The 19,357-nt window shown below is 37.5% G+C and carries 23 protein-coding genes; all 23 read left to right on the top strand.

Annotated features, from left to right (window positions below; genetic code table 11):
- Positions 1 to 4 precede the first annotated feature (4 nt).
- The 23 genes from fliG (at position 5) to HWQ49_RS01610 (ending at position 19,356) form a co-directional block, all read left to right on the top strand.
- Entirely contained in the window at positions 5 to 1,018 is a 1,014-nt protein-coding gene (fliG, locus tag HWQ49_RS01500; RefSeq protein WP_188205803.1) for a flagellar motor switch protein FliG, read from the top strand.
- Positions 1,011 to 1,793 (top strand): flagellar assembly protein FliH, encoded by a 783-nt coding sequence (fliH, locus tag HWQ49_RS01505; protein WP_188205804.1) that lies wholly within the window; start codon positions 1,011 to 1,013, stop codon positions 1,791 to 1,793. The genes fliG and fliH overlap by 8 nt, the downstream gene beginning before the upstream one ends.
- Positions 1,794 to 3,113 (top strand): flagellar protein export ATPase FliI, encoded by a 1,320-nt coding sequence (gene fliI / locus HWQ49_RS01510; protein WP_188205805.1) that lies wholly within the window; start codon positions 1,794 to 1,796, stop codon positions 3,111 to 3,113.
- On the top strand, positions 3,113 to 3,553 hold the full coding sequence (gene fliJ / locus HWQ49_RS01515) for a flagellar export protein FliJ (protein WP_188205806.1): 441 nt from the start codon (positions 3,113 to 3,115) through the stop codon (positions 3,551 to 3,553). The genes fliI and fliJ overlap by 1 nt, the downstream gene beginning before the upstream one ends.
- A gap of 10 nt (positions 3,554 to 3,563) precedes the next feature.
- Positions 3,564 to 4,151, top strand: coding sequence for a MotE family protein (locus HWQ49_RS01520; RefSeq protein WP_188205807.1), 588 nt, complete (start codon positions 3,564 to 3,566; stop codon positions 4,149 to 4,151).
- A gap of 29 nt (positions 4,152 to 4,180) precedes the next feature.
- Complete coding sequence (locus HWQ49_RS01525) at positions 4,181 to 5,479, top strand: flagellar hook-length control protein FliK (RefSeq protein WP_188205808.1); 1,299 nt, start codon at positions 4,181 to 4,183, stop codon at positions 5,477 to 5,479.
- Between the two features lie 2 nt (positions 5,480 to 5,481).
- The gene (gene flgD, locus HWQ49_RS01530; RefSeq protein WP_188205809.1) at positions 5,482 to 5,949 is read left to right on the top strand and encodes a flagellar hook assembly protein FlgD; all 468 of its coding nucleotides are present in this window, start codon (positions 5,482 to 5,484) and stop codon (positions 5,947 to 5,949) included.
- On the top strand, positions 5,939 to 6,319 hold the full coding sequence (locus tag HWQ49_RS01535; protein WP_188205810.1) for a TIGR02530 family flagellar biosynthesis protein: 381 nt from the start codon (positions 5,939 to 5,941) through the stop codon (positions 6,317 to 6,319). Before flgD ends, HWQ49_RS01535 begins: the two co-directional genes overlap by 11 nt.
- A gap of 94 nt (positions 6,320 to 6,413) precedes the next feature.
- Positions 6,414 to 7,409, top strand: coding sequence for a flagellar basal body rod protein FlgG (gene flgG / locus HWQ49_RS01540; protein WP_188205811.1), 996 nt, complete (start codon positions 6,414 to 6,416; stop codon positions 7,407 to 7,409).
- Between the two features lie 37 nt (positions 7,410 to 7,446).
- Positions 7,447 to 7,674, top strand: a complete 228-nt coding sequence (locus HWQ49_RS01545) for a flagellar FlbD family protein (protein WP_188205812.1) — start codon at positions 7,447 to 7,449, stop codon at positions 7,672 to 7,674.
- Entirely contained in the window at positions 7,658 to 8,080 is a 423-nt protein-coding gene (locus tag HWQ49_RS01550) for a flagellar basal body-associated FliL family protein (RefSeq protein WP_188205813.1), read from the top strand. The genes HWQ49_RS01545 and HWQ49_RS01550 overlap by 17 nt, the downstream gene beginning before the upstream one ends.
- 33 nt (positions 8,081 to 8,113) lie before the next feature.
- Positions 8,114 to 9,109: a flagellar motor switch protein FliM gene (gene fliM / locus HWQ49_RS01555; protein WP_188205814.1), complete on the top strand. Its 996-nt coding sequence runs from the start codon at positions 8,114 to 8,116 to the stop codon at positions 9,107 to 9,109.
- Positions 9,102 to 10,307, top strand: coding sequence for a flagellar motor switch phosphatase FliY (gene fliY, locus HWQ49_RS01560; protein ID WP_188205815.1), 1,206 nt, complete (start codon positions 9,102 to 9,104; stop codon positions 10,305 to 10,307). Before fliM ends, fliY begins: the two co-directional genes overlap by 8 nt.
- A gap of 22 nt (positions 10,308 to 10,329) precedes the next feature.
- Entirely contained in the window at positions 10,330 to 10,692 is a 363-nt protein-coding gene (locus HWQ49_RS01565; RefSeq protein ID WP_188205816.1) for a response regulator, read from the top strand.
- A gap of 26 nt (positions 10,693 to 10,718) precedes the next feature.
- Positions 10,719 to 11,417 (top strand): flagellar biosynthetic protein FliO, encoded by a 699-nt coding sequence (locus tag HWQ49_RS01570; protein WP_188205817.1) that lies wholly within the window; start codon positions 10,719 to 10,721, stop codon positions 11,415 to 11,417.
- Positions 11,410 to 12,078 (top strand): flagellar type III secretion system pore protein FliP, encoded by a 669-nt coding sequence (gene fliP / locus HWQ49_RS01575; RefSeq protein WP_188205818.1) that lies wholly within the window; start codon positions 11,410 to 11,412, stop codon positions 12,076 to 12,078. The genes HWQ49_RS01570 and fliP overlap by 8 nt, the downstream gene beginning before the upstream one ends.
- 15 nt (positions 12,079 to 12,093) lie before the next feature.
- Positions 12,094 to 12,360, top strand: a complete 267-nt coding sequence (gene fliQ / locus HWQ49_RS01580) for a flagellar biosynthesis protein FliQ (protein ID WP_188205819.1) — start codon at positions 12,094 to 12,096, stop codon at positions 12,358 to 12,360.
- Between the two features lies 1 nt (position 12,361).
- Positions 12,362 to 13,141: a flagellar biosynthetic protein FliR gene (gene fliR / locus HWQ49_RS01585; protein ID WP_188205820.1), complete on the top strand. Its 780-nt coding sequence runs from the start codon at positions 12,362 to 12,364 to the stop codon at positions 13,139 to 13,141.
- A gap of 1 nt (position 13,142) precedes the next feature.
- Entirely contained in the window at positions 13,143 to 14,225 is a 1,083-nt protein-coding gene (gene flhB / locus HWQ49_RS01590; RefSeq protein ID WP_188205821.1) for a flagellar biosynthesis protein FlhB, read from the top strand.
- A gap of 23 nt (positions 14,226 to 14,248) precedes the next feature.
- Positions 14,249 to 16,285: a flagellar biosynthesis protein FlhA gene (gene flhA / locus HWQ49_RS01595; protein WP_188205822.1), complete on the top strand. Its 2,037-nt coding sequence runs from the start codon at positions 14,249 to 14,251 to the stop codon at positions 16,283 to 16,285.
- Complete coding sequence (gene flhF, locus HWQ49_RS01600) at positions 16,282 to 17,421, top strand: flagellar biosynthesis protein FlhF (RefSeq protein ID WP_188205823.1); 1,140 nt, start codon at positions 16,282 to 16,284, stop codon at positions 17,419 to 17,421. The genes flhA and flhF overlap by 4 nt, the downstream gene beginning before the upstream one ends.
- On the top strand, positions 17,415 to 18,293 hold the full coding sequence (locus HWQ49_RS01605; protein WP_188205824.1) for a MinD/ParA family protein: 879 nt from the start codon (positions 17,415 to 17,417) through the stop codon (positions 18,291 to 18,293). Before flhF ends, HWQ49_RS01605 begins: the two co-directional genes overlap by 7 nt.
- A gap of 1 nt (position 18,294) precedes the next feature.
- A complete protein-coding gene (locus tag HWQ49_RS01610; protein WP_188205825.1) occupies positions 18,295 to 19,356 on the top strand; it encodes a protein-glutamate methylesterase/protein-glutamine glutaminase in 1,062 nt (353 codons plus the stop codon).
- The last annotated feature ends 1 nt before the right edge of the window (position 19,357 follow it).

A 19,357-nucleotide genomic window follows, 5' to 3' on the forward strand; every position in this document is an offset into this window, starting at 1 on the left:
GAAAATGTCTGCACAAAAGAAGGAATTAAGTGGTAAACAAAAAGCTGCAGCACTCCTAATTTCATTAGGACCGGACGTGTCAGCAGAGGTATATAAACATTTAACAGAAGAAGAGATCGAGGAATTAACTTTAGAGATTTCATCCGTGAAAAAAGTTGATTCGTCTCAAAAAGAAGAAATAATGGATGAGTTTCACCAAATCGCTCTAGCACAAGATTATATCTCTCAAGGTGGTATTAATTACGCCAAGACCGTCTTAGAAAAAGCGTTAGGTGAAGGTCAAGCAAGTAAAATTATCGACCGTCTTACAACCAGTCTACAAGTAAGGCCATTTGATTTTGCTAGAAAAGCTGATGCTAATCAGATCTACAACTTTATTCAAAATGAACATCCACAAACAATTGCATTAGTCTTATCATATCTAGAATCAGAACAAGCATCTCAGATTCTATCTGGGTTACCTGAGGAATACCAATCTGATATTGCTAGAAGAATTGCAGTTATGGACTCAACTTCACCAGAAATCGTTAATGAAGTCGAACACCTTTTAGAGAAGAAACTTTCTGCAACTGTAACTGAGGATTATACCGAAACAGGTGGTATTGAATCGATCGTCAATATTTTAAATAATGTTGATCGCTCAACTGAGAGAACTATATTAGATGATCTAGAGATTCAAGACCCTGAATTAGCTGAAGAAATTAAGAAGCGCATGTTTGTATTTGAGGACATTGTTACTCTTGATAATCGCGCAATCCAACGTATTATTCGTGAAACGGAAAATGAAGACTTGTTGTTAGCGATCAAAGTGGCTAGTGATGAAGTAAAAGAAGTATTATATAACAACATGTCGCAACGAATGGCAGAAACAATGAGAGAAGAAATCGAATTTATGGGTCCTGTTAGACTCAAGGATGTTGAAGAAGCTCAAACCAGGATTGTGGGGACGATTCGTCGCTTAGAAGATATTGGTGAAATCGTCATCGCTCGTGGTGGAGGTGATGATATCATTGTCTAACCTTTACCGTTTAACTAATAGTTATACGCAACATAGTAGTAAAAAGATTAAAGTTCAACCAATTGGATTGTCAATGGAACGAGAGCAAGAAGAAAGTGTTAACTCGCAGGAATCTGAGTTGGAACAGAAGTTAATCGAGGCAGAAGAGACTTTTAAACAAGCTGAAAAGACTAAAGAAACAGCACAACAAGAAGCTGAACAAATGCTTAAAGACGCCAAAGCGCAAATTGAACAAGAGCGTGAGTGGTTTGAAGAAGAGAAGAAGGAAGCCCTTCAAAAAGCAGCAGAAGAAGGATACGCTCAAGGATTTCAAAAAGGGGAAGCTGAAGCCAAATTGGAATATCAACAGCACATAAAAGAGGCTGAGAGTATCGTGATGCAAACTAATGAGGATTACCAAAGGAAAATAGCCTCGGCTGATGAAGATATTTTGCAAATTGCCCTAAAGGCTACCGATAAGATCATTCATCAACGCTTCTCAGAGCAACCTGAACTTTTTGTTGACCTAATTAAAAAAGCTATCGAAGAAGTTGCTGAGCAGCCGAAGTTAAGTATCTATATTCATCCAAGCCAATACTCAATAGTTAATGAACATCGCAATAAAATTGAGCAGCTACTTAATGAACAAGCTGAGTTATCGGTTTATCCTAAGGACCATCTATCAATTAATGATTGTATTATTGAATCCCCCTATGGTCGAATCGATACCAGTATTGATACCCAACTAAATCAGTTACAAAATGATTTGATTTCACTAGTAGAGGAGAATGACTAGGTGAATCTTGAACAGCTTTTAGATGTCATTGATCAAGCAAACTTAATCAAACGTTATGGTCGGGTTTATCGGAATGTTGGTTTACTTATTGAGTCCAATGGCCCCGAAGTTAAAATTGGTGATGTATGTTACATATATCCAGGTGATCGTGAACACACACCAGTTCAAGCAGAGGTCGTTGGCTTCCAGAATGAGCATGTTTTATTAATGCCATATGAGCAAACTCAAAAAATAGGTCCGAACAGCTTGGTCGAGTCTTCGAACCAATCACTTACGATTAGTGTGGGTGAGCAGTTAATTGGGCAAGTGCTTAATGGATTAGGTGAGCCATTAGATGGAACGCCTTTACCCAAAGGTCTGAGTAATTACGATACGGTTAGAGAACCACCAAATCCGTTAAATCGCCCACCTATTACTGAGCAAGTATCAACAGGCGTCAAAGCGATTGATAGCTGTATTACTGTCGGGAGAGGACAAAGAGTTGGGATCTTCGCAGGTAGTGGTGTTGGTAAAAGTACATTGTTAGGAATGTTAGCACGTAATAGTGATGCGGGTATTAATGTGTTTGCACTCCTAGGTGAGAGAGGTCGAGAGGTCCGAGAGTTTATCGAACATGAGCTTGGTTCAGAAGGTCTAAAAAAATCGATCGTCGTTGTAGCAACATCTGATCAACCTGCTCTACAAAGGATTAAAGGCGCTTATACGGCTACAGCAATTAGTGAATTTTTTAGAGATAAAGGCTATCACGTCAACTTGATGATGGATTCTTTAACACGGATTGCAATGGCGCAGCGTGAATTAGGATTAGCAAGTGGAGAACCTCCAACCACTAAAGGCTACACACCAAGCGTATTTGCGTTATTACCTCAGCTTTTAGAACGCACGGGTACTGGAGGGCAAGGAAGTATCACTGCTTTTTATACGGTATTAGTTGATGGGGATGATATGGACGAGCCTGTAGCTGATGCTGTTCGTGGACTTTTAGATGGTCATTTAGTTATGGACCGACAATTAGCCGAACAAGGTCAATACCCAGCAATCAACGTGATGAAATCGGTTAGTCGTTTGATGCAAAAGATTGTTTCAAAAGAACACTTACAGGCTAGTCATCGTCTTAGATCAATTCTAGCAACCTATGAAGAGAATAAAGAGCTGATTCAAATTGGCGCCTACAAAAATGGAACTTCAGCTAAAATCGATGAAGCTATTCATTATTACCCTAAAATAATGAAATTCCTGGCACAATCTATGGATGAACTTGCAACTGCTGAACAAACATATGACCAATTAGTCAATCTCTTAAATCATGGTGATGCTTAATGAATGGAGTAACAACGTTAAAAAAGCTCTATCAAATAAGAGAAAAAGAACTTGAAGAGGTACAGGCACAGTATAATCGGGCAGTTGATTTTTTTGAACAAGAAGCAACCAAACTCTATAATCTTCTAAAAAATAAAGAAAAGACTGAGGCTAATTTAAATGCAAGGTTAGTTAGTGGGCTTCAAGTCCATAATTTAAATGATTATCAGAGGTATTACGACTCTCTTTATAAAGAAGAATCCAAGCATCAACAAAAAGTACACCAAGCAAGGGTCAATATGTATAACAAACAAGAAGCACTACAAGAAGCTCACACAGAACTTAAGAAGCTTGAGAAGCTCATCGAAAATAAGACAGAGCAGCAAAGGTTAATGGAAAAACAGGCTGAGGCCGCATTCTTAGATGAAATATCAGTTCAGCAATATTCTCGAACGAAATAAAGGTGATGAGATGGCAAATAAAGTCAAACAAGCAGAGAGAAAAACGAATAGGTTGCAATGGTTCTTATATGTCATTGTCATTCCCGTTGTATTTGCAGTTACAATCACATTGGTGGTTGCAACAATAGCTGGAGTGAATCTATTTCAAGTTGCACAGGAATATGGAAGTAAAGCGCCAATTATTTCTACTTTTATTGATGATCCAGAGGAGGAGCAACTTATGGAGGACTTAGCTAGCCATGAAGCAACGATTCAAGATCAAGATACGACGATTAGTAATCTGGAATCGCAATTGACTTCCAAGGATCAAGAAATAGATGAGCTTAATGACCAAATTCAAACACTTGAGAATGAACTCGAACAAGCAGAAGAAGCGAGGGTTTCACGAGAAGAGTCAACTAGTCGACTTGCGAGATCTTTTACTGAAATGGATGCGTCTCGTGCTGCTGACATCATCACTGAAATGGAACAAGCATTAGCTCTTGATATTCTTGAGGAAATGAGTGATGAACGTCGGGGTGAAATATTAGGAGCAATGGATTCAGAGTTAGCAGCTAACTTATCCAGTTCATTAATGAGACGTTCGGATTCAGAATAACATAAGAAGCTTTGAAAGGGGGTGATAAGATGAAAGGGATGGCAGCTTTATTACCAATGATGACACAAAATCAATTGACTCAAACAGCTACTAAAACAGGGAATGACTCTAGTGAGGGTGGAATGTTTCAAGCCGTATTAGCTGGTATATTTGAGGATAGTTCAATGCCCCTCTCGGAAAATCAAGATTTGTCTAGTGAGGAACTCATGCAGCTTATTGAGCAAATCGTTGAACAATTTTTACAAGCAGAAAATGAAACAGATTTTGAACTAACCGAAGAGATGGATGATTCACAACTTGGTCAATTAATTGAGGCATTACACCAGTTGTTTGAAACAGAGAGCTATGATGGGCTTGAGTTAGCCAGTATATCTGATGAGGAAACCTTAGAGGCTCTTGGTGATTTTCTATTAAACTTCTTAGAGGAACAAGGAGAATTAACAGAAGAAGTAGATTTAGCTGCGACGAAAGACCTGGCGCAATTCCTAGGCAGTAGTCAAAGTTCTGATTTTGCCAAGTTAGCTAACCAAGTACCAAAGGCTGAACAAACGGTATCAAGGATCATTGCAATGATCTTAAACCAACAGCAAAACAATGGTTTTCAGCAAACTGATAGCAAGTGGCAGCAATTATTACAGAAAGTTTCACAGCAGCTAGCAAGTCAGCAACCCCAGTTAAATCAGCTATCGACAAAATCAGATCAAGAAGTATCTATGATTAAAAATGCCTTACGTCAAATTCTTGGCCAACCATCAAGTTCGAAAGGTTTAACGGACAATCAATTACAAATGAACTTTCGTCCAGGTGACTCAATGGATCAGCTAGGTACTATGTCCAAACTAGAGCAATACACCATTCACCTTTCCAGAACAGGTGGAGGTCAACAGACGAGTTCATCAAACCAGCAGCAAATTATTGAACAATTACAGAAAATAATTCAATCTAGCCAATTTGGTCGGTCGAATGGTACCAACCAATTAACCATTCAACTAAAACCGGCTAACCTTGGAAACATGACCCTACAATTTACACAAATTGATGGGCAGATGGCGGTAAAAATCTCCGTTATGAGTCATGCAGCTAAAGAAATGCTTGAAAATAACTTAAATCAATTAAGGCACATGTTTAGTCCAAGCCAAGTTGTCATCGAAAGACAAGTTGATCAATCTAATACCGATTTTACTAAGCAACAAAATGCAAGTGACAAACAAGAAGAAGAACAGTCTGGAGAGAATGAACATCAACAACAAGACCAACAGCAGCAAGGCGAAGCTTCTGATGAGTCGCTGAGCAGCTTTAAAGACTATCTTTTCCAAGAGGAGGTGTAAAGATGAAAATTGATGATTCATTGTATTTGCAAAATAATAATCAAGTCCGAGAAGGTGGAAATGACTTAGATAAAGATGCATTTTTACAAATTTTAATGACTCAGTTAACTAACCAAGATCCTCTAGACCCAATGGATGATAAGGATTTCGTTGCCCAAATGGCCACATTTTCTCAACTTGAGCAAATCACCAATATGTCTAGTAACATTGAAGGATTTATGGAACAGCAAAGTTACTCTAACTTTTTACAATATTCCAATTTAATTGGACAAGCTGTCTCATATGGAGAATATGATGATTCCGGTGAGTTAGTGGGAGAAGAGAATGGAATTGTCAAATCCGTTCGCAAAGAAGGAGAAGAAATTGTCGTATCCCTTGAGAATGGTGAGGAAATTGATGCCTCACAGATTATGCAAATAGGAGCAGTTGATGTCAGTAACGAGGAAGAGGTGAATGGTAATGAATCATAAAATTAATCACCTACAGCATCAACAGCCACTTCCATTACAACCGAAGTTGACTAATAAAACCGAGGCACCTAAAAAATCATTCCAATCGTTTTTACAAGAGGCTACTGATGAACTAAAGGTTAGTAAACATGCACAAAAGCGATTAGATGAACGAAATATTCAAATTAGTGAACAGGATTGGACTAAGATTCAAGAAAAGATGAATGAAGCGAAGCAAAAAGGCGTGACTGATTCAGCAATTGTTTTGAATGATGCTGTTTTAGTAGCTAGCACTAAAAACAATACCATTATTACAGCACTTGATCGTCAGGAAGCTACGAATCAATTGTTAACTAATATTAATGGAACGATTCTAATGCAAGATAGCTAAATGAAAGGCTGGACCGTATGGAGGCCTAAATGCTGCTGACCGACAGAAGCAGTAATCTAAATACTTAAAATGAATGAAAGGGCTGATTTTTCTTATGTTACGTTCAATGTACACAGGAATTTCCGGTATGAGTGGGTTCCAAAACAAGTTAGATGTTGTATCAAATAATATCTCTAATGTTAATACATTTGGTTTTAAAAAAGGGCGTCAAACGTTTTCAGATTTAATGAGTCAAACTACTCAAGGGGCAACAGGTCCTGTAGGGGATGGACAGCTTGGTGGACGTAATCCAATGCAAGTTGGTTTGGGTTCATCAACAGGAAGTATTGATAACATTCATACGCAAGGTAACCGTCAAACGACGAACCGTCCACTTGATTTAGCCATAGAAGGTGATGGAATGTTTGTTGTTGCAGAGAGAAGTTGGTCAGCTGAAAACCTAGACGAAGTTGCTAATGATTTGCATGATGATGATTTTGATGACCTAAATGATGATGAGCAATCATCAGTTCTTAACTTCATTTCTCTTGAAGAAGATAATGTTAGCTATACTCGCGCCGGTAACTTTTATTTAGATGACGACGGATATATTGTTAATGATGATGGAGAGTATCTAGTAGGTAATTATGCTGAAAATGAAAATGCTGTGAATGATGAAGACCTAACTGATGATACTGGTCGAATTAGAATACCAGAAGGTGCTCAGAGTTTTAGTGTTGGTGGAGATGGAACAGTTAATTTTGTTGATGAAGAAGGGCAATCACGTATAGCCGGTCAGATTATGTTAGCTAACTTTTCTAATCCAGAAGGTCTTGAAAAAGCTGGAGGAAATAACTTTAACCTTACAAATAATGCTGGATTAATGGGATTAGATGAAGATGGTGATCCTGATGGAGACGTTGGTTATTTATTCGCCCCTGGTGAAGGTGGTACAGGTAACGTATTTGCTGGTGCGTTAGAGATGTCAAACGTTGACTTAGCTGAAGAGTTTACAGAAATGATCACTTCACAACGTGGTTTCCAAGCTAATACACGTGTGATTACGACATCAGATGAAATTCTTCAAGAGTTAGTTAACCTAAAACGATAGGGGGATTAGGGGCTAACGATGCTTAGCCCCAACCTTTATGATTACAGTTACAAGATTAAATGGTGAGGAATTTGTTATTAATGCGCTTTACATAGAGAAGGTTCAAACTCTACCAGATACGACAATTACCTTATCAAATGGCAAAAAGTATTTTGTTAAAGAATCAATTAATGACGTTATCAGACTTTCAACAGAGTACTATCAACAAGTTGGATTAATAGATTTACAGTCAAAGGCAGTTGATGAAAATGACGAAACCAGTTAAGATTATGCTCACTTCACTAATCACATTAACAATTATTGGGGTTACCGCTATCATTCTCTTACTTTACGTAGATTTTAATGGCTCTGATGATGGTGAGCGAAGTATTCAAGATATGGCAAAACACTCTTTTGTAACGGATGAAATAACCACAGACCTATCAGATGGGAATTTTGTTAGAATTCAATTCCGTATTGTCACTGATGGTAAATCTGCTACTAATCAACTACAAGAAGGTGAGTTCTTTGTTTTAAACGATGCAGTTATTCAAGAGCTGACCGTATTAGAAGAAGAAGACTTTAGAAATAATCTTGAATATGTCAAAGAGCAAGTGCAAGCCACACTTAATGATCGACTAACTGAAGGGTTGGTAACGGACGTGTATATTACTGAAAAAACTGTTCAGTAACGATGAGCACAGCTCCATAGCGGAGGTGAAAAGATGTCAGAAGATGTATTATCCCAAGGTGAAATAGACGCTTTACTTTCGGCTATTTCCAGTGGTGAGATGGATGCCGATGAGTTAAAAGAACAAGAAAAAGAAGAAAAGAAAATAAGAGATTACGACTTTAAGAGAGCCTTAAGATTTTCAAAAGACCAAATCCGTGGTCTGACTAGGGTTCATGAGAATTTCGCAAGGTTATTGACGTCTTTCTTCGCAGGTCAATTGAGAACTTATGCCGATATTACTGTCGCATCAGTTGACCAAGTTCCATATGAGGAATTTATTCGTTCGATGCCTCAGCGTACTATTTTGAATATTTTCTCAGTTGATCCTTTGGAAGGCAGAATTATGTATGAAGTTAACCCGAATATTGCTTATGCTGTCTTAGACAGGACATTAGGTGGTAAGGGACAAGGGATAAATAAAGTAGAAAATTTGACAGAAATAGAAAGTCGCATTATGTCCCGGTTCTTCGAGCGAGCTTTTGAGACATTAGAGGAGGCATGGGAATCCTTAGTTGAAATAGATTTAACTTTAGAGGAATTTGAAGTGAATCCACAGTTTATTCAAATGGTTTCGCCAAACGAAACGGTTGTCATTGTATCTCTGAATGTGACGGTGGGTGATAGTTCAGGAATGATCAATATTTGTATTCCACATATGGTGCTGGAACCTATTATTTCTAAACTATCAGTTCACTATTGGATGCAAAACGAATCTTCTAAAAGTAATCCAGAAGACTACCAGCATTTATCTAAGACGTTAACTAAGGTGGACGTTGAATCCAAAGTTATACTAGGGGAGTCTGATATATCTATTGAGGAATTTTTGCATCTGGATGAGGACGATGTCATTATGCTAGGTCAGAAAATAGATGAACCGTTAACGATGTACGTAAATGACGAGCCTAAATTTCACGTACAGCCAGGCAAGAGTAAACGTCAGATGGCAGTGCAAATCTTAGGCGAAATTAGGGGTGATGAAGATGAATAATAACGATGATATGCTCTCTCAAGAAGAAATTGATGCCCTATTAAACGGTGATCATGATCAGGAAGATACGCCAAACGAAGCTTCTAATGAAAATCATCATGATCATAAGGAGGTGTCGTTGTCAATTAATGACTATTTATCTGACATTGAAGTAGATGCTATTGGGGAACTGGGGAATATTTCATTTGGTAGTTCAGCAACAGCGTTGTCGTCACTTTTAAATCAAAAAGTAGAGATTACAACGCCGACTGTTTCAGCAATTGACAGTGATTCTTTAGATAAAGCATTTCCGACACCTCATGTAGCCGTAAAAGTTGATTATACAGATGGATTTTCTGGTACCAACTTATTTGTGATCAAAAGTGATGATGCTTCAGTGATTGCTGATCTAATGTTAGGTGGAGATGGCACAGCACCTTCAGAAGTATTAGGTGAGATTCAACTCAGTGCCGTACAAGAGGCTATGAATCAAATGATGGGTTCTGCTGCAACGAGTATGTCATCTATCTTTGATAAAAGGGTCGATATTACACCACCTCAAACAACACTTTTAGATGTTGAATCTGGTGAAGGGGTGGAGTATGTACCAGATGAAAGTGTGTTTATTAAAGTATCCTTTCAGTTGAAAGTTGGCGAATTAATTGATTCTAACATTATGCAATTGCTGCCGATTAATTTTGCCAAAGAATTTGTTGATGGCCTGTTAAATAATGAGGGTGAGTCAAATCAACAAGCTGAAATCGAACAAAAAGAAGAACCAAAAGCAGAAGTATCTGCAACTCCACCACAACAGAATAGTCAACAACAAGAGAGTATCTCTCGACCATCAGGTGCCCAACAATTAGGTCAACAATCATATCAGAAGTCTGAAGCATCCAATGTTGAAAGTGCACAGTTTGAGGAATTTGGTCAGCCAAATAATTTACAACTTGATGAACGACGTAATTTGGACTTATTGATGGATATTCCACTTAACGTATCAGTGGAATTAGGTCGTTCTAGCCGAAGTATTAAGGAAATTTTAGAGTTAAATACCGGTTCAATTGTAGAGCTGGATAAATTAGCTGGTGAACCCGTTGATATTTTAGTGAATAACAAATTGATTGCCAAGGGTGAAGTGGTGGTTATTGATGAGAACTTTGGCGTTCGTGTTTCAGATATTCTCAGCCAATCTGAACGAATTAAAAAATTACGATAAATAAAACACAGGGGGACTTAACATGGGAGATAAAATTTTAATTGTTGATGATGCAGCTTTTATGAGAATGATGATTAAGGACATTTTAGAAAAAAACGGATATGAAGTAGTTGGAGAAGCTGAAAATGGTCAGGAAGCAGTTGATAAGTATTCGGAACTAGAACCAGATTTGGTTACTTTAGATATTACCATGCCAGAAAAGGATGGGATTGCTGCTTTAAAAGATATTATCGCTCAAGATGCTAATGCAAAAGTCGTGATGTGTTCAGCAATGGGACAACAGGCTATGGTAATTGATGCCATTCAGGCTGGTGCTAAGGATTTTATTGTTAAGCCGTTCCAAGCTGATCGAGTTTTAGAAGCAATAGGTAAAGCGTTAAGCTAAATTATTCTTTGTTAGGGTCGATGTCCATGAAATTAGTTAAAGTGATACCACTTTGTTTAATATTATCGATGTTTCTTTTTCAACCTGAGGTTACCTTGGCTATGCCAGGAAGTGGTGATCATGTATCTGATTGGTTTGAACAAGATGAAGGTGATGAAGGTGATGAACAAACTGTTGAGAGAAGTGAAAATGAACAAAATGATCAACAGCCGGCTATAGTCGATGACAATCAGGGTCAAGAAGCTGATCAAATAGGTCAGTCCAACCGTTCTTTATTTTTAGATTTTTTAAGAATGTTTGTGGCTTTAATTCTAGTATTAGGTTTAATCTATTTCTTACTTAAATTTTTACAGAAGAGATCTAGAATCTATCAACAGTCTCAATCACTAGAAAATGTCGGTGGTATTTCATTAGGATCTAATAAATCTGCACAGGTTGTCAGGGTCGGTAATGAATATTACCTTCTGGGTGTCGGTGATGATGTTCAAATGTTAACTAAAATTGATGATCCTGAGACGATCGAGAAGATGACCGATACAGGAGAGCTAGAATCTAAGCCGAACACTTTCCAATCACTATTGCAGAGTTTTCAAAACCGAAACCGAAATCCGTATCAAGAACAAGAGACTAAACGTCAATTTCAAACGGAGCTTGAATCAATGAAACAGGCACGTCACCGAATGACGAAGCGTTATCAAGATAGGAATGACCGAAACCATGACTGATGTAGTAAATATATTTGCAGAAAATGAACCAGGTAATATTTCAACCGCCGTCCAATTACTAATCTTATTAACGGTCTTAACACTGGCTCCTAGTATTCTTATTTTGATGACAAGTTTTACAAGGATTGTAATTGTTCTATCTTTTGTCCGTACATCATTGGCGACTCAACAAATGCCACCCAATCAGGTTCTGATAGGTTTAGCTTTGTTCTTAACATTTTTTATCATGGCACCGACTTTTTATGAAGTGAACGATCAAGCGTTACAACCTTTATTTAATGAAGAGATTACCTTGGAAGAAGCTTATGATGAAGCAAGTGTTCCTTTCAAGGAGTTTATGTCACAGCACACTCGACAAAAGGATTTAGCTTTATTTCTCGATTACTCGGGCGCAGAAGCTCCGGAAACAATCGAGGATATCCCATTGACGGCACTAGTTCCCGCATTTGCTATTAGTGAGTTAAAGACAGCCTTTCAAATGGGATTTATGATTTTCATCCCATTCTTAGTCATTGATATGGCTGTTGCGAGTGTTTTAATGTCGATGGGGATGATGATGCTACCACCGGTCATGATCTCATTGCCGTTTAAAGTCTTATTGTTTGTACTTGTTGACGGATGGTATTTAATAACCCATTCGGTGTTGGAAAGTTTTACGTAGGAAGAAGGAATATTTATGAGTCCAGATATGGTTATAGCACTAGCAGAACAAGGGGTATACACCATTTTAATGGTGGTTGGTCCACTTTTATTAATTGCGCTATTCGTTGGTTTAACGGTAGCTATCTTTCAAGCGACCACACAAATACAAGAACAAACTTTGGCATTTATTCCTAAAATTATTGCTGTGTTTGTTGGTATTGTTATTTTAGGTCCATGGATGCTACAACGGATGATTGAGTTTACCATGACTATATTTAACAATATTACAGTAGTTGGTTAAGATGCTAGAGATAATAGATTTTGCTAGAGTACCTGCATTTTTTCTAATCGTTGCTAGATTATCAGGATTTTTTATGCTCGTTCCTTTTTTCTCCTATCATACAATTCCCATGATGCACCGTGTGGCGTTTGTTTTTATCTTATCTTGGGTGATGTATTTTTCGATTGATATCCCAGCTTTATTGCTTGATGGTCAGTTCTTTTTATTTTTACTAAAAGAATTAACCATCGGATTGATGATTGGACTAGTCGCTTATATCATTCTAACTGCTGTTCAAATCGCCGGTGGGTTTATTGATTTCCAGATGGGATTTGCGATCGCTAATGTCGTCGACCCCCAAACAGGTATTCAAAGTCCAATTATTGGTCAGTATTATTATATTTTTGCTTTATTATTACTTGTAGTAACTAATGCACATCACTTATTGATCGATGGTATTTTTTATAGTTATCAGTTTGTTGGATTTACTGACATGATTCCCATTCATTCTGAGTCGTTTGTTACCTTTATCATCACGACGATGTCAGGAATGTTTTTAATCGCTTTTCAAATGGCTATTCCAATAGTAGGTATGCTCTTTCTTGTTGATGTTGCACTTGGAATGATTGCTAGGACTGTTCCACAAATGAACGTATTTGTTGTTGGTCTGCCACTTAAAATATTAGTTAGCTTTATAGTTATCTTTGTTTCATTTGGTTTTTTTGCTTTATTAATTAACCGTGTTTTTGAATATATGTTTTATGCCATGCGAGACCTCATGCAAATCATAGGAGGGGCGTAAGATGGAGTTATTACGCTTAGATTTACAATACTTTAATCAAGAGAAAACAGAGAAAGCCACTCCTAAGAAAAGACAAGATTCAAGACGTAAAGGACAAGTTGCTAAAAGTCAAGATGTTAATACAGCCATTCTATTATTTTGTGTATTTGTTTTTCTATTTGTGTTTGGTTCATATATGGGTGAAACATTGACCGGTATTTATACTCATGCATTCACTGAGTTTATACATTGGGATGTAACGGAATCTAATGTTGAACAAGTTTTCTCACAGATGACCATCGAGGCAGTTAAGATTATTTTGCCTGTTATGATTGTTGCGATAGTGGGTGCGTTAATCTCCAATTATATGCAAATAGGCTTCTTGTTCACAGGGGAGCCATTAAAGTTTGATCTTAAGAAAATTGATCCATTAAAAGGTATTAAAAGGATATTCTCTGCGCGTGCCTTAGTTGAATTTTTAAAATCATTATTAAAGATCACTTCGGTTGGCGCTGTGTGCTTTGGAATTATATGGATGAACAAAGATGATATGATGATGCTATCACAAAAAACGGTCTTTGAATCTATTAACTTTTTTGGACAATTAACGATTATCATTGGTGTCGCGGCATCGCTTATGTTAATGATGATTTCTGTGATTGACTATTTATATCAACGCTATGACCATGAAAAAAATATCAAAATGTCAAAACAAGATGTTAAAGATGAGCATAAAAACATTGAAGGGGACCCATTAATTAAATCACGAATTAAAGAAAGGCAAAGACAAATGGCGCAACAACGTATGATGAGTGAGGTACCCAGCGCCGACGTCGTTATTACCAACCCAACCCACTACTCTATTGCCCTCAAATATGATGAATCTAAATCGGATGCTCCTTTTGTTGTGGCAAAGGGTGTCGACTATGTAGCTCTAAAGATTAGAGAAGTGGCTAAAGCAAATAATGTCGTACAAGTTGAGAATCGCCCACTTGCAAGAGGATTGTATCAAGCAGTTGAAATTGGTGAGGTCATTCCTGAAGATTTTTATCAGCAAGTAGCAGAAGTACTAGCTTATGTCTATAAATTAGAACAGCAGGCTTAAGTAATGAAGAGAGGATTTTGAGCATGTCAGCAAGAGATTTGTCAGTTTTACTCGGTGTCATATTAATTATTGTGATGCTAGTCATTCCTCTACCGGGATGGCTTTTAAGTATTTTAATCTTAACTAATATATCATTGGCGCTTATTGTGATTCTCGTAACGATGAACACTCAAGAAGCGCTAGATTTTGCGATCTTTCCTTCATTACTACTACTATTAACGTTATTTCGTCTCGGCTTAAATGTATCGACAACTCGATCAATCCTTTCAGAAGCCGATGCTGGAGTTGTCGTTGATACGTTTGGTAATTTTGTAACCGGTGGTAATCCTTTTGTAGGTTTCGTTATATTTTTGATTCTTGTCATTATTCAATTCATTGTTATTACTAAAGGTGCGGAACGTGTATCAGAGGTTGCCGCTAGGTTTACTTTAGATGCTATGCCGGGTAAGCAGATGAGTATTGATGCGGACTTAAACGCAGGCATGATTACCGAACAACAAGCTAAAGAACGTCGCGAGAAAATCGAAAACGAAGCGGATTTTTATGGTGCCATGGATGGTGCTAGTAAGTTTGTTAAAGGTGACGCGATTGCAGGGATTGTCATCGTATTAGTCAATATTATCTTTGGATTTATTATTGGGATGACTCAATGGGGCTTGTCTCCAGGTGAAACAGTTGACGTATTCTTGCGCTTAACTGTCGGGGATGGTTTAGTTTCACAAATTCCAGCATTATTAATTGCAACAGCTACGGGGATTATCGTTACTCGAGTAGCTGCTGAAGGTAATTTATCACACGATGTAACCGGTCAGTTATTCCGTTATCCACAACTATTATATGTTGCTGCTGGTACCATCTTCTTATTAGGATTTACACCAATCAATTTCTTGCTAACGACTATCATTGCTGGTTTATTAACTTTTGGTGGATATTATTTATCTCGTTCTCAAAAAGAAGAAGAAGTTGCGCAACAAGAGATGACAGAAGAGAAAGAAGATGAGACTGAAATATCTTCACCGGATTCTGTTGTTCAACTTCTTAATATGGACCCGATAGAGTTTGAATTTGGTTATGCATTAATACCAATTGCTGATACTAATCAAGGTGGAGATTTATTAGACCGGATTGTCATGATCCGAAGACAGTTGGCTTTAGAATTAGGAGTGGTAATTCCTGTTGTAAGGATTCGAGATAATATTCAATTAAATCCTAATGAATATCAATTGAAAATTAAAGGGAATGAAGTGGCGAAAGGTGAACTGTACATGAATCATTATTTAGCTATGAGTCCAGGTATGGAAGATGATTCAATAGATGGAATTGACACGGTTGAGCCGGCTTTTGGTTTACCTGCAAAATGGATTAATGAAGAAATGAAGGATGAAGCTGAGTTATCAGGTTATACAGTAGTTGATCCGCCTTCAGTGGTATCAACGCATATTACCGAAGTTATTAAGAAACACGCTAGTAAGTTACTAGGGCGAGAGGAAACTCAGCAACTAATTGATCATCTTAAGGAAAGTTATCCAACTTTAGTTGGGGAAGTGACACCTGAGCCACTTTCAGTAGGTGAGATTCAGAAGGTGTTAGCTAAATTGCTTGAAGAGCAAATCTCGATTCGTAATCTACCAGTTATTTTTGAAACATTAGCTGACTACGGGAAAATGACGAATGATACAGACTTATTAGCCGAATATTGTCGTCAGGCCTTATCGATTCAAATAACTAAACAATATGCTACTGAAGATTACAAAATGAAAGTTGTCACGTTATCACCTCAAGTCGAGAAAAAGGTAGCGGAAAATATTCAGCAAACAGAGCATGGTAATTTCTTATCAATGGATCCAGAAACACAACAAAAAATTATTGAATCGATTCATCAACAGGCTAGTCAGGCATTTTTACAAGATACAACACCTATTTTACTATGCTCGCCTGCTATTAGAATGTATGTAAAGCAAATGGTCGGTCGCTACCTACCCGACTTAGTCGTTCTTTCATATAACGAATTAGAACCAGATTTAGAAGTTGAAAGTGCTGGGGTGGTGAATATCGCATGAGGGTAAAAAAATATAGCGCAGCTACTATGCCTGAAGTTATGAAACAAGTTCGTAAAGAGTTGGGTGATTCTGCAGTCATTCTTAATTCTAAGGAAAAGCGAACAAAGGGAATATTAGGCCTCTTTCGTAAGAAAAATATTGAGGTTTTAGCTGCCGTCGATCCTAATCCTGTCAATCTTAGACAAACCCAAAAAACTAATAATAATTTGACGAAAAATATGCTAATTCAAGAGCAAGATCAAACAGCTACAGGAACAAAACAAAACAATAATGTAAATGAAGAGCTCGTCAATGAGATAAAGCAATTAAAAGAGCAGCTTTCTAGTGACTCTCAACCTAACTACCCTACTGTGATCCAAGAGACAGTTAAAAAGCTTGAATCCCAAGGGGTCAACCGTTTATTGCGAGATCAGTTAGCAGACTATTTACTAGAAGAGTATTATACCAATGATAAATCAAAAGATATTGAACACTTCAAAAAAGTAACTCAAGAATTCCTAAAGGGAAAATTAGAACAAGCTACTAACTTTAAGCCTGACCTTCAAACAAAAAACATCTATTTATTTGGCCCTACTGGCGTTGGTAAAACGACAACGGTTGCCAAATTAGCTGCAGAGGCTGCGATTGTGCAACATAAAAATGTCGGATTGATTACGCTTGATACGTACCGGATTGCAGCAGTGGAACAGTTAAAAACATATGGAAAAATTCTAAATATCCCTGTAGAAGTCGCTTACAATCGTGAAGACTTTGAAGCTGCGAAACAGAAGTTCTCTGAGAAAGATATTATTTTTATTGATTCTGCTGGTCGGAACTTTAGGAAAACAGAGTACATTGACCAGGTAAAGGAATTAATACATTTTGAAGATCATGATGAGCTTTACGGGGTATTAGCGCTTACAGGTAAAGAGCAAGACCTTGATGAGATCTACGGTCAATTTACTCAATTGCCGATTAATAAAGTTATTTTCACGAAAGCTGATGAAACTAGTCAGTACGGAATGATTTATAATTTGTGGAACAAGTATCGGTTTTCTATTGCTTATATTACTTATGGACAAGATGTACCAGAAGATATTCAAAAAGCGTCCCCAGAAGTGTTATCTGAGATGATAGTTGGTGAAACCCAATGGTAAGGGATCAGGCTTACGAATTAAGACAGAGAATGTTAAAGGCAACGGCTAAGACTAACAATCAACAGGCCTATACAATTGCCATTTTTAGTGGAAAAGGTGGCGTTGGGAAGTCGAATGTTGCTTTGAACTTTGGTCTTGGTCTATGCCGAGAAGGTAAAAAAGTTCTAATTCTTGACCTAGATATAGGGATGGGAAATATCGATATTTTATTAGGGTTACAACCTAAACAGAGTTTATCGACAATGTTAGAGAAAAAATTGCAAATATCTGATATTATAGAATTAGGTCCTAATAATCTATCTTATATTGCTGCAGGAACTGGTTTAACTGATTTCTTCCATATGGATCAACGTAGGTACGAATACTTTTTAGAACAATTTAATGCAATAAGTACTACCTTTGATTATATAATATTCGATTTGGGTGCGGGGATGAGTGAGGATCATTTAGCTTTTATTCAATCTGCGGACGAATGTTTTGTAGTTACAACAGCGGAACCAACCTCTATAACAGACGCATATGCTGCAGTGAAACAAATGGTGGTTCATCGTCAGCAGGAAATCGACGTATCTTTGTTGATTAATAGAGTACAAAATGAAAGAGAAGCAAAGCTTGTCTACCATAAGCTTAACTCAGTTATCTCCAAGTTTTTAGACTATCGAATAAGTTTAATTGGGTATTTACCAGATGATCCAATTGTGATGCAAGCTGTTAAACAACAGACTCCATTCTTAACGTTAAATCCAAGGAGTAAAGTCAGCAAATCAATGAATCAAATTGTGACATCGTTTCTAAAAGAAGAAGTTGCATCCACTCAAAACAAGCCATTTGTCACACGATTGAAGTCATTTTTTAATAGAAAGGTAGATTAATGTGACCAAAAAAAGAGTTTTAATTATTGATGATTCTGCCTTTATGAGAAAAATGCTTACTGACTTAATCCAACAAGACCCTGAGCTTGATGTGATTGGAACGGCCAGGAATGGGGAAGAGGGTGTTAAAAAGACCCTAAACTTACAACCTGATGTGGTTACTCTAGATGTTGAAATGCCAGTCTTAGATGGTCTATCAGCACTTAGACAAATAATGGAACAACGACCCACCCCTGTAGTTATGCTTTCAAGTCTGACTTCTGATGGAGCTGATAGCACCATAAAAGCATTACAATTAGGTGCTGTTGATTTTATTAATAAGCCATCTGGTTCCATCTCATTAGATATTGATCAAATTGCCACAGATATTAGGAAAAAAGTTAAACAAGCGATAACTGCTAACTTTAACAGATACGACGTTCAAAAAGTTAATCCAATAGAAGTTGATGTTCGAGATGTACAGGGTAAACTTCCTAGTTTTAGTTATGACGAAACGATTGTGGCAATTGGCGTATCAACTGGAGGACCTAAAGCACTAGAGCAGCTATTAACGGAAATCCCAAAAGATTTTAAAGCTTCCCTTCTTATTGTTCAGCATATGCCGGAGAAATTTACCAAATCATTGGCTAACCGGCTTAATCGTTTATCACCGATCCATGTAAAAGAAGCGACAAATGGTGAAATTGTTAAGCCAGGCACCGCCTATATAGCACCAGGTAATTACCATTTAACTATTAGGAAAATAGGGCGTTCATTAGCATTAAGTACGGAGCAAAATGAACCTGTACGTGGACATCGCCCTTCTGTGGATGTGTTGTTCGAATCACTCTCAACAGTTGATGCAATAAATAAAGTAGCTGTGGTCCTAACAGGAATGGGGAGTGACGGGACTGAGGGGGCAAAACGACTAAAAGCTCAAGGTCAAACATATTTAATAGCAGAATCACAACAAACGGCATTAATATACGGTATGCCTAAAGCAGTGATTGAAAAAGTAGGTGTTAATTTAATCGTTCCAATTGACCGGGTTGCTCAATCATTAGTTGATGTCGTTAATAATTAAG

It is taken from the genome of Alkalibacillus aidingensis (assembly GCF_014595945.1).
GTDB classification, from domain to species: domain Bacteria; phylum Bacillota; class Bacilli; order Bacillales; family Alkalibacillaceae; genus Alkalibacillus; species Alkalibacillus aidingensis.

Bases quoted from the DNA above. Each gene is read 5' to 3' on its own strand.
- fliG (WP_188205803.1), top strand. From the start codon at position 5: ATGTCTGCACAAAAGAAGGAATTAAGTGGTAAACAAAAAGCTGCAGCA.
- fliJ (WP_188205806.1), top strand. From the start codon at position 3,113: ATGAATGGAGTAACAACGTTAAAAAAGCTCTATCAAATAAGAGAAAAA.
- HWQ49_RS01520 (WP_188205807.1), top strand. From the start codon at position 3,564: ATGGCAAATAAAGTCAAACAAGCAGAGAGAAAAACGAATAGGTTGCAA.
- HWQ49_RS01525 (WP_188205808.1), top strand. From the start codon at position 4,181: ATGAAAGGGATGGCAGCTTTATTACCAATGATGACACAAAATCAATTG.
- flgD (WP_188205809.1), top strand. From the start codon at position 5,482: ATGAAAATTGATGATTCATTGTATTTGCAAAATAATAATCAAGTCCGA.
- HWQ49_RS01535 (WP_188205810.1), top strand. From the start codon at position 5,939: ATGAATCATAAAATTAATCACCTACAGCATCAACAGCCACTTCCATTA.
- flgG (WP_188205811.1), top strand. From the start codon at position 6,414: ATGTTACGTTCAATGTACACAGGAATTTCCGGTATGAGTGGGTTCCAA.
- HWQ49_RS01545 (WP_188205812.1), top strand. From the start codon at position 7,447: ATGATTACAGTTACAAGATTAAATGGTGAGGAATTTGTTATTAATGCG.
- HWQ49_RS01550 (WP_188205813.1), top strand. From the start codon at position 7,658: ATGACGAAACCAGTTAAGATTATGCTCACTTCACTAATCACATTAACA.
- fliM (WP_188205814.1), top strand. From the start codon at position 8,114: ATGTCAGAAGATGTATTATCCCAAGGTGAAATAGACGCTTTACTTTCG.
- fliY (WP_188205815.1), top strand. From the start codon at position 9,102: ATGAATAATAACGATGATATGCTCTCTCAAGAAGAAATTGATGCCCTA.
- HWQ49_RS01565 (WP_188205816.1), top strand. From the start codon at position 10,330: ATGGGAGATAAAATTTTAATTGTTGATGATGCAGCTTTTATGAGAATG.
- HWQ49_RS01570 (WP_188205817.1), top strand. From the start codon at position 10,719: ATGAAATTAGTTAAAGTGATACCACTTTGTTTAATATTATCGATGTTT.
- fliP (WP_188205818.1), top strand. From the start codon at position 11,410: ATGACTGATGTAGTAAATATATTTGCAGAAAATGAACCAGGTAATATT.
- fliQ (WP_188205819.1), top strand. From the start codon at position 12,094: ATGAGTCCAGATATGGTTATAGCACTAGCAGAACAAGGGGTATACACC.
- fliR (WP_188205820.1), top strand. From the start codon at position 12,362: ATGCTAGAGATAATAGATTTTGCTAGAGTACCTGCATTTTTTCTAATC.
- flhB (WP_188205821.1), top strand. From the start codon at position 13,143: ATGGAGTTATTACGCTTAGATTTACAATACTTTAATCAAGAGAAAACA.
- flhA (WP_188205822.1), top strand. From the start codon at position 14,249: ATGTCAGCAAGAGATTTGTCAGTTTTACTCGGTGTCATATTAATTATT.
- flhF (WP_188205823.1), top strand. From the start codon at position 16,282: ATGAGGGTAAAAAAATATAGCGCAGCTACTATGCCTGAAGTTATGAAA.
- HWQ49_RS01605 (WP_188205824.1), top strand. From the start codon at position 17,415: ATGGTAAGGGATCAGGCTTACGAATTAAGACAGAGAATGTTAAAGGCA.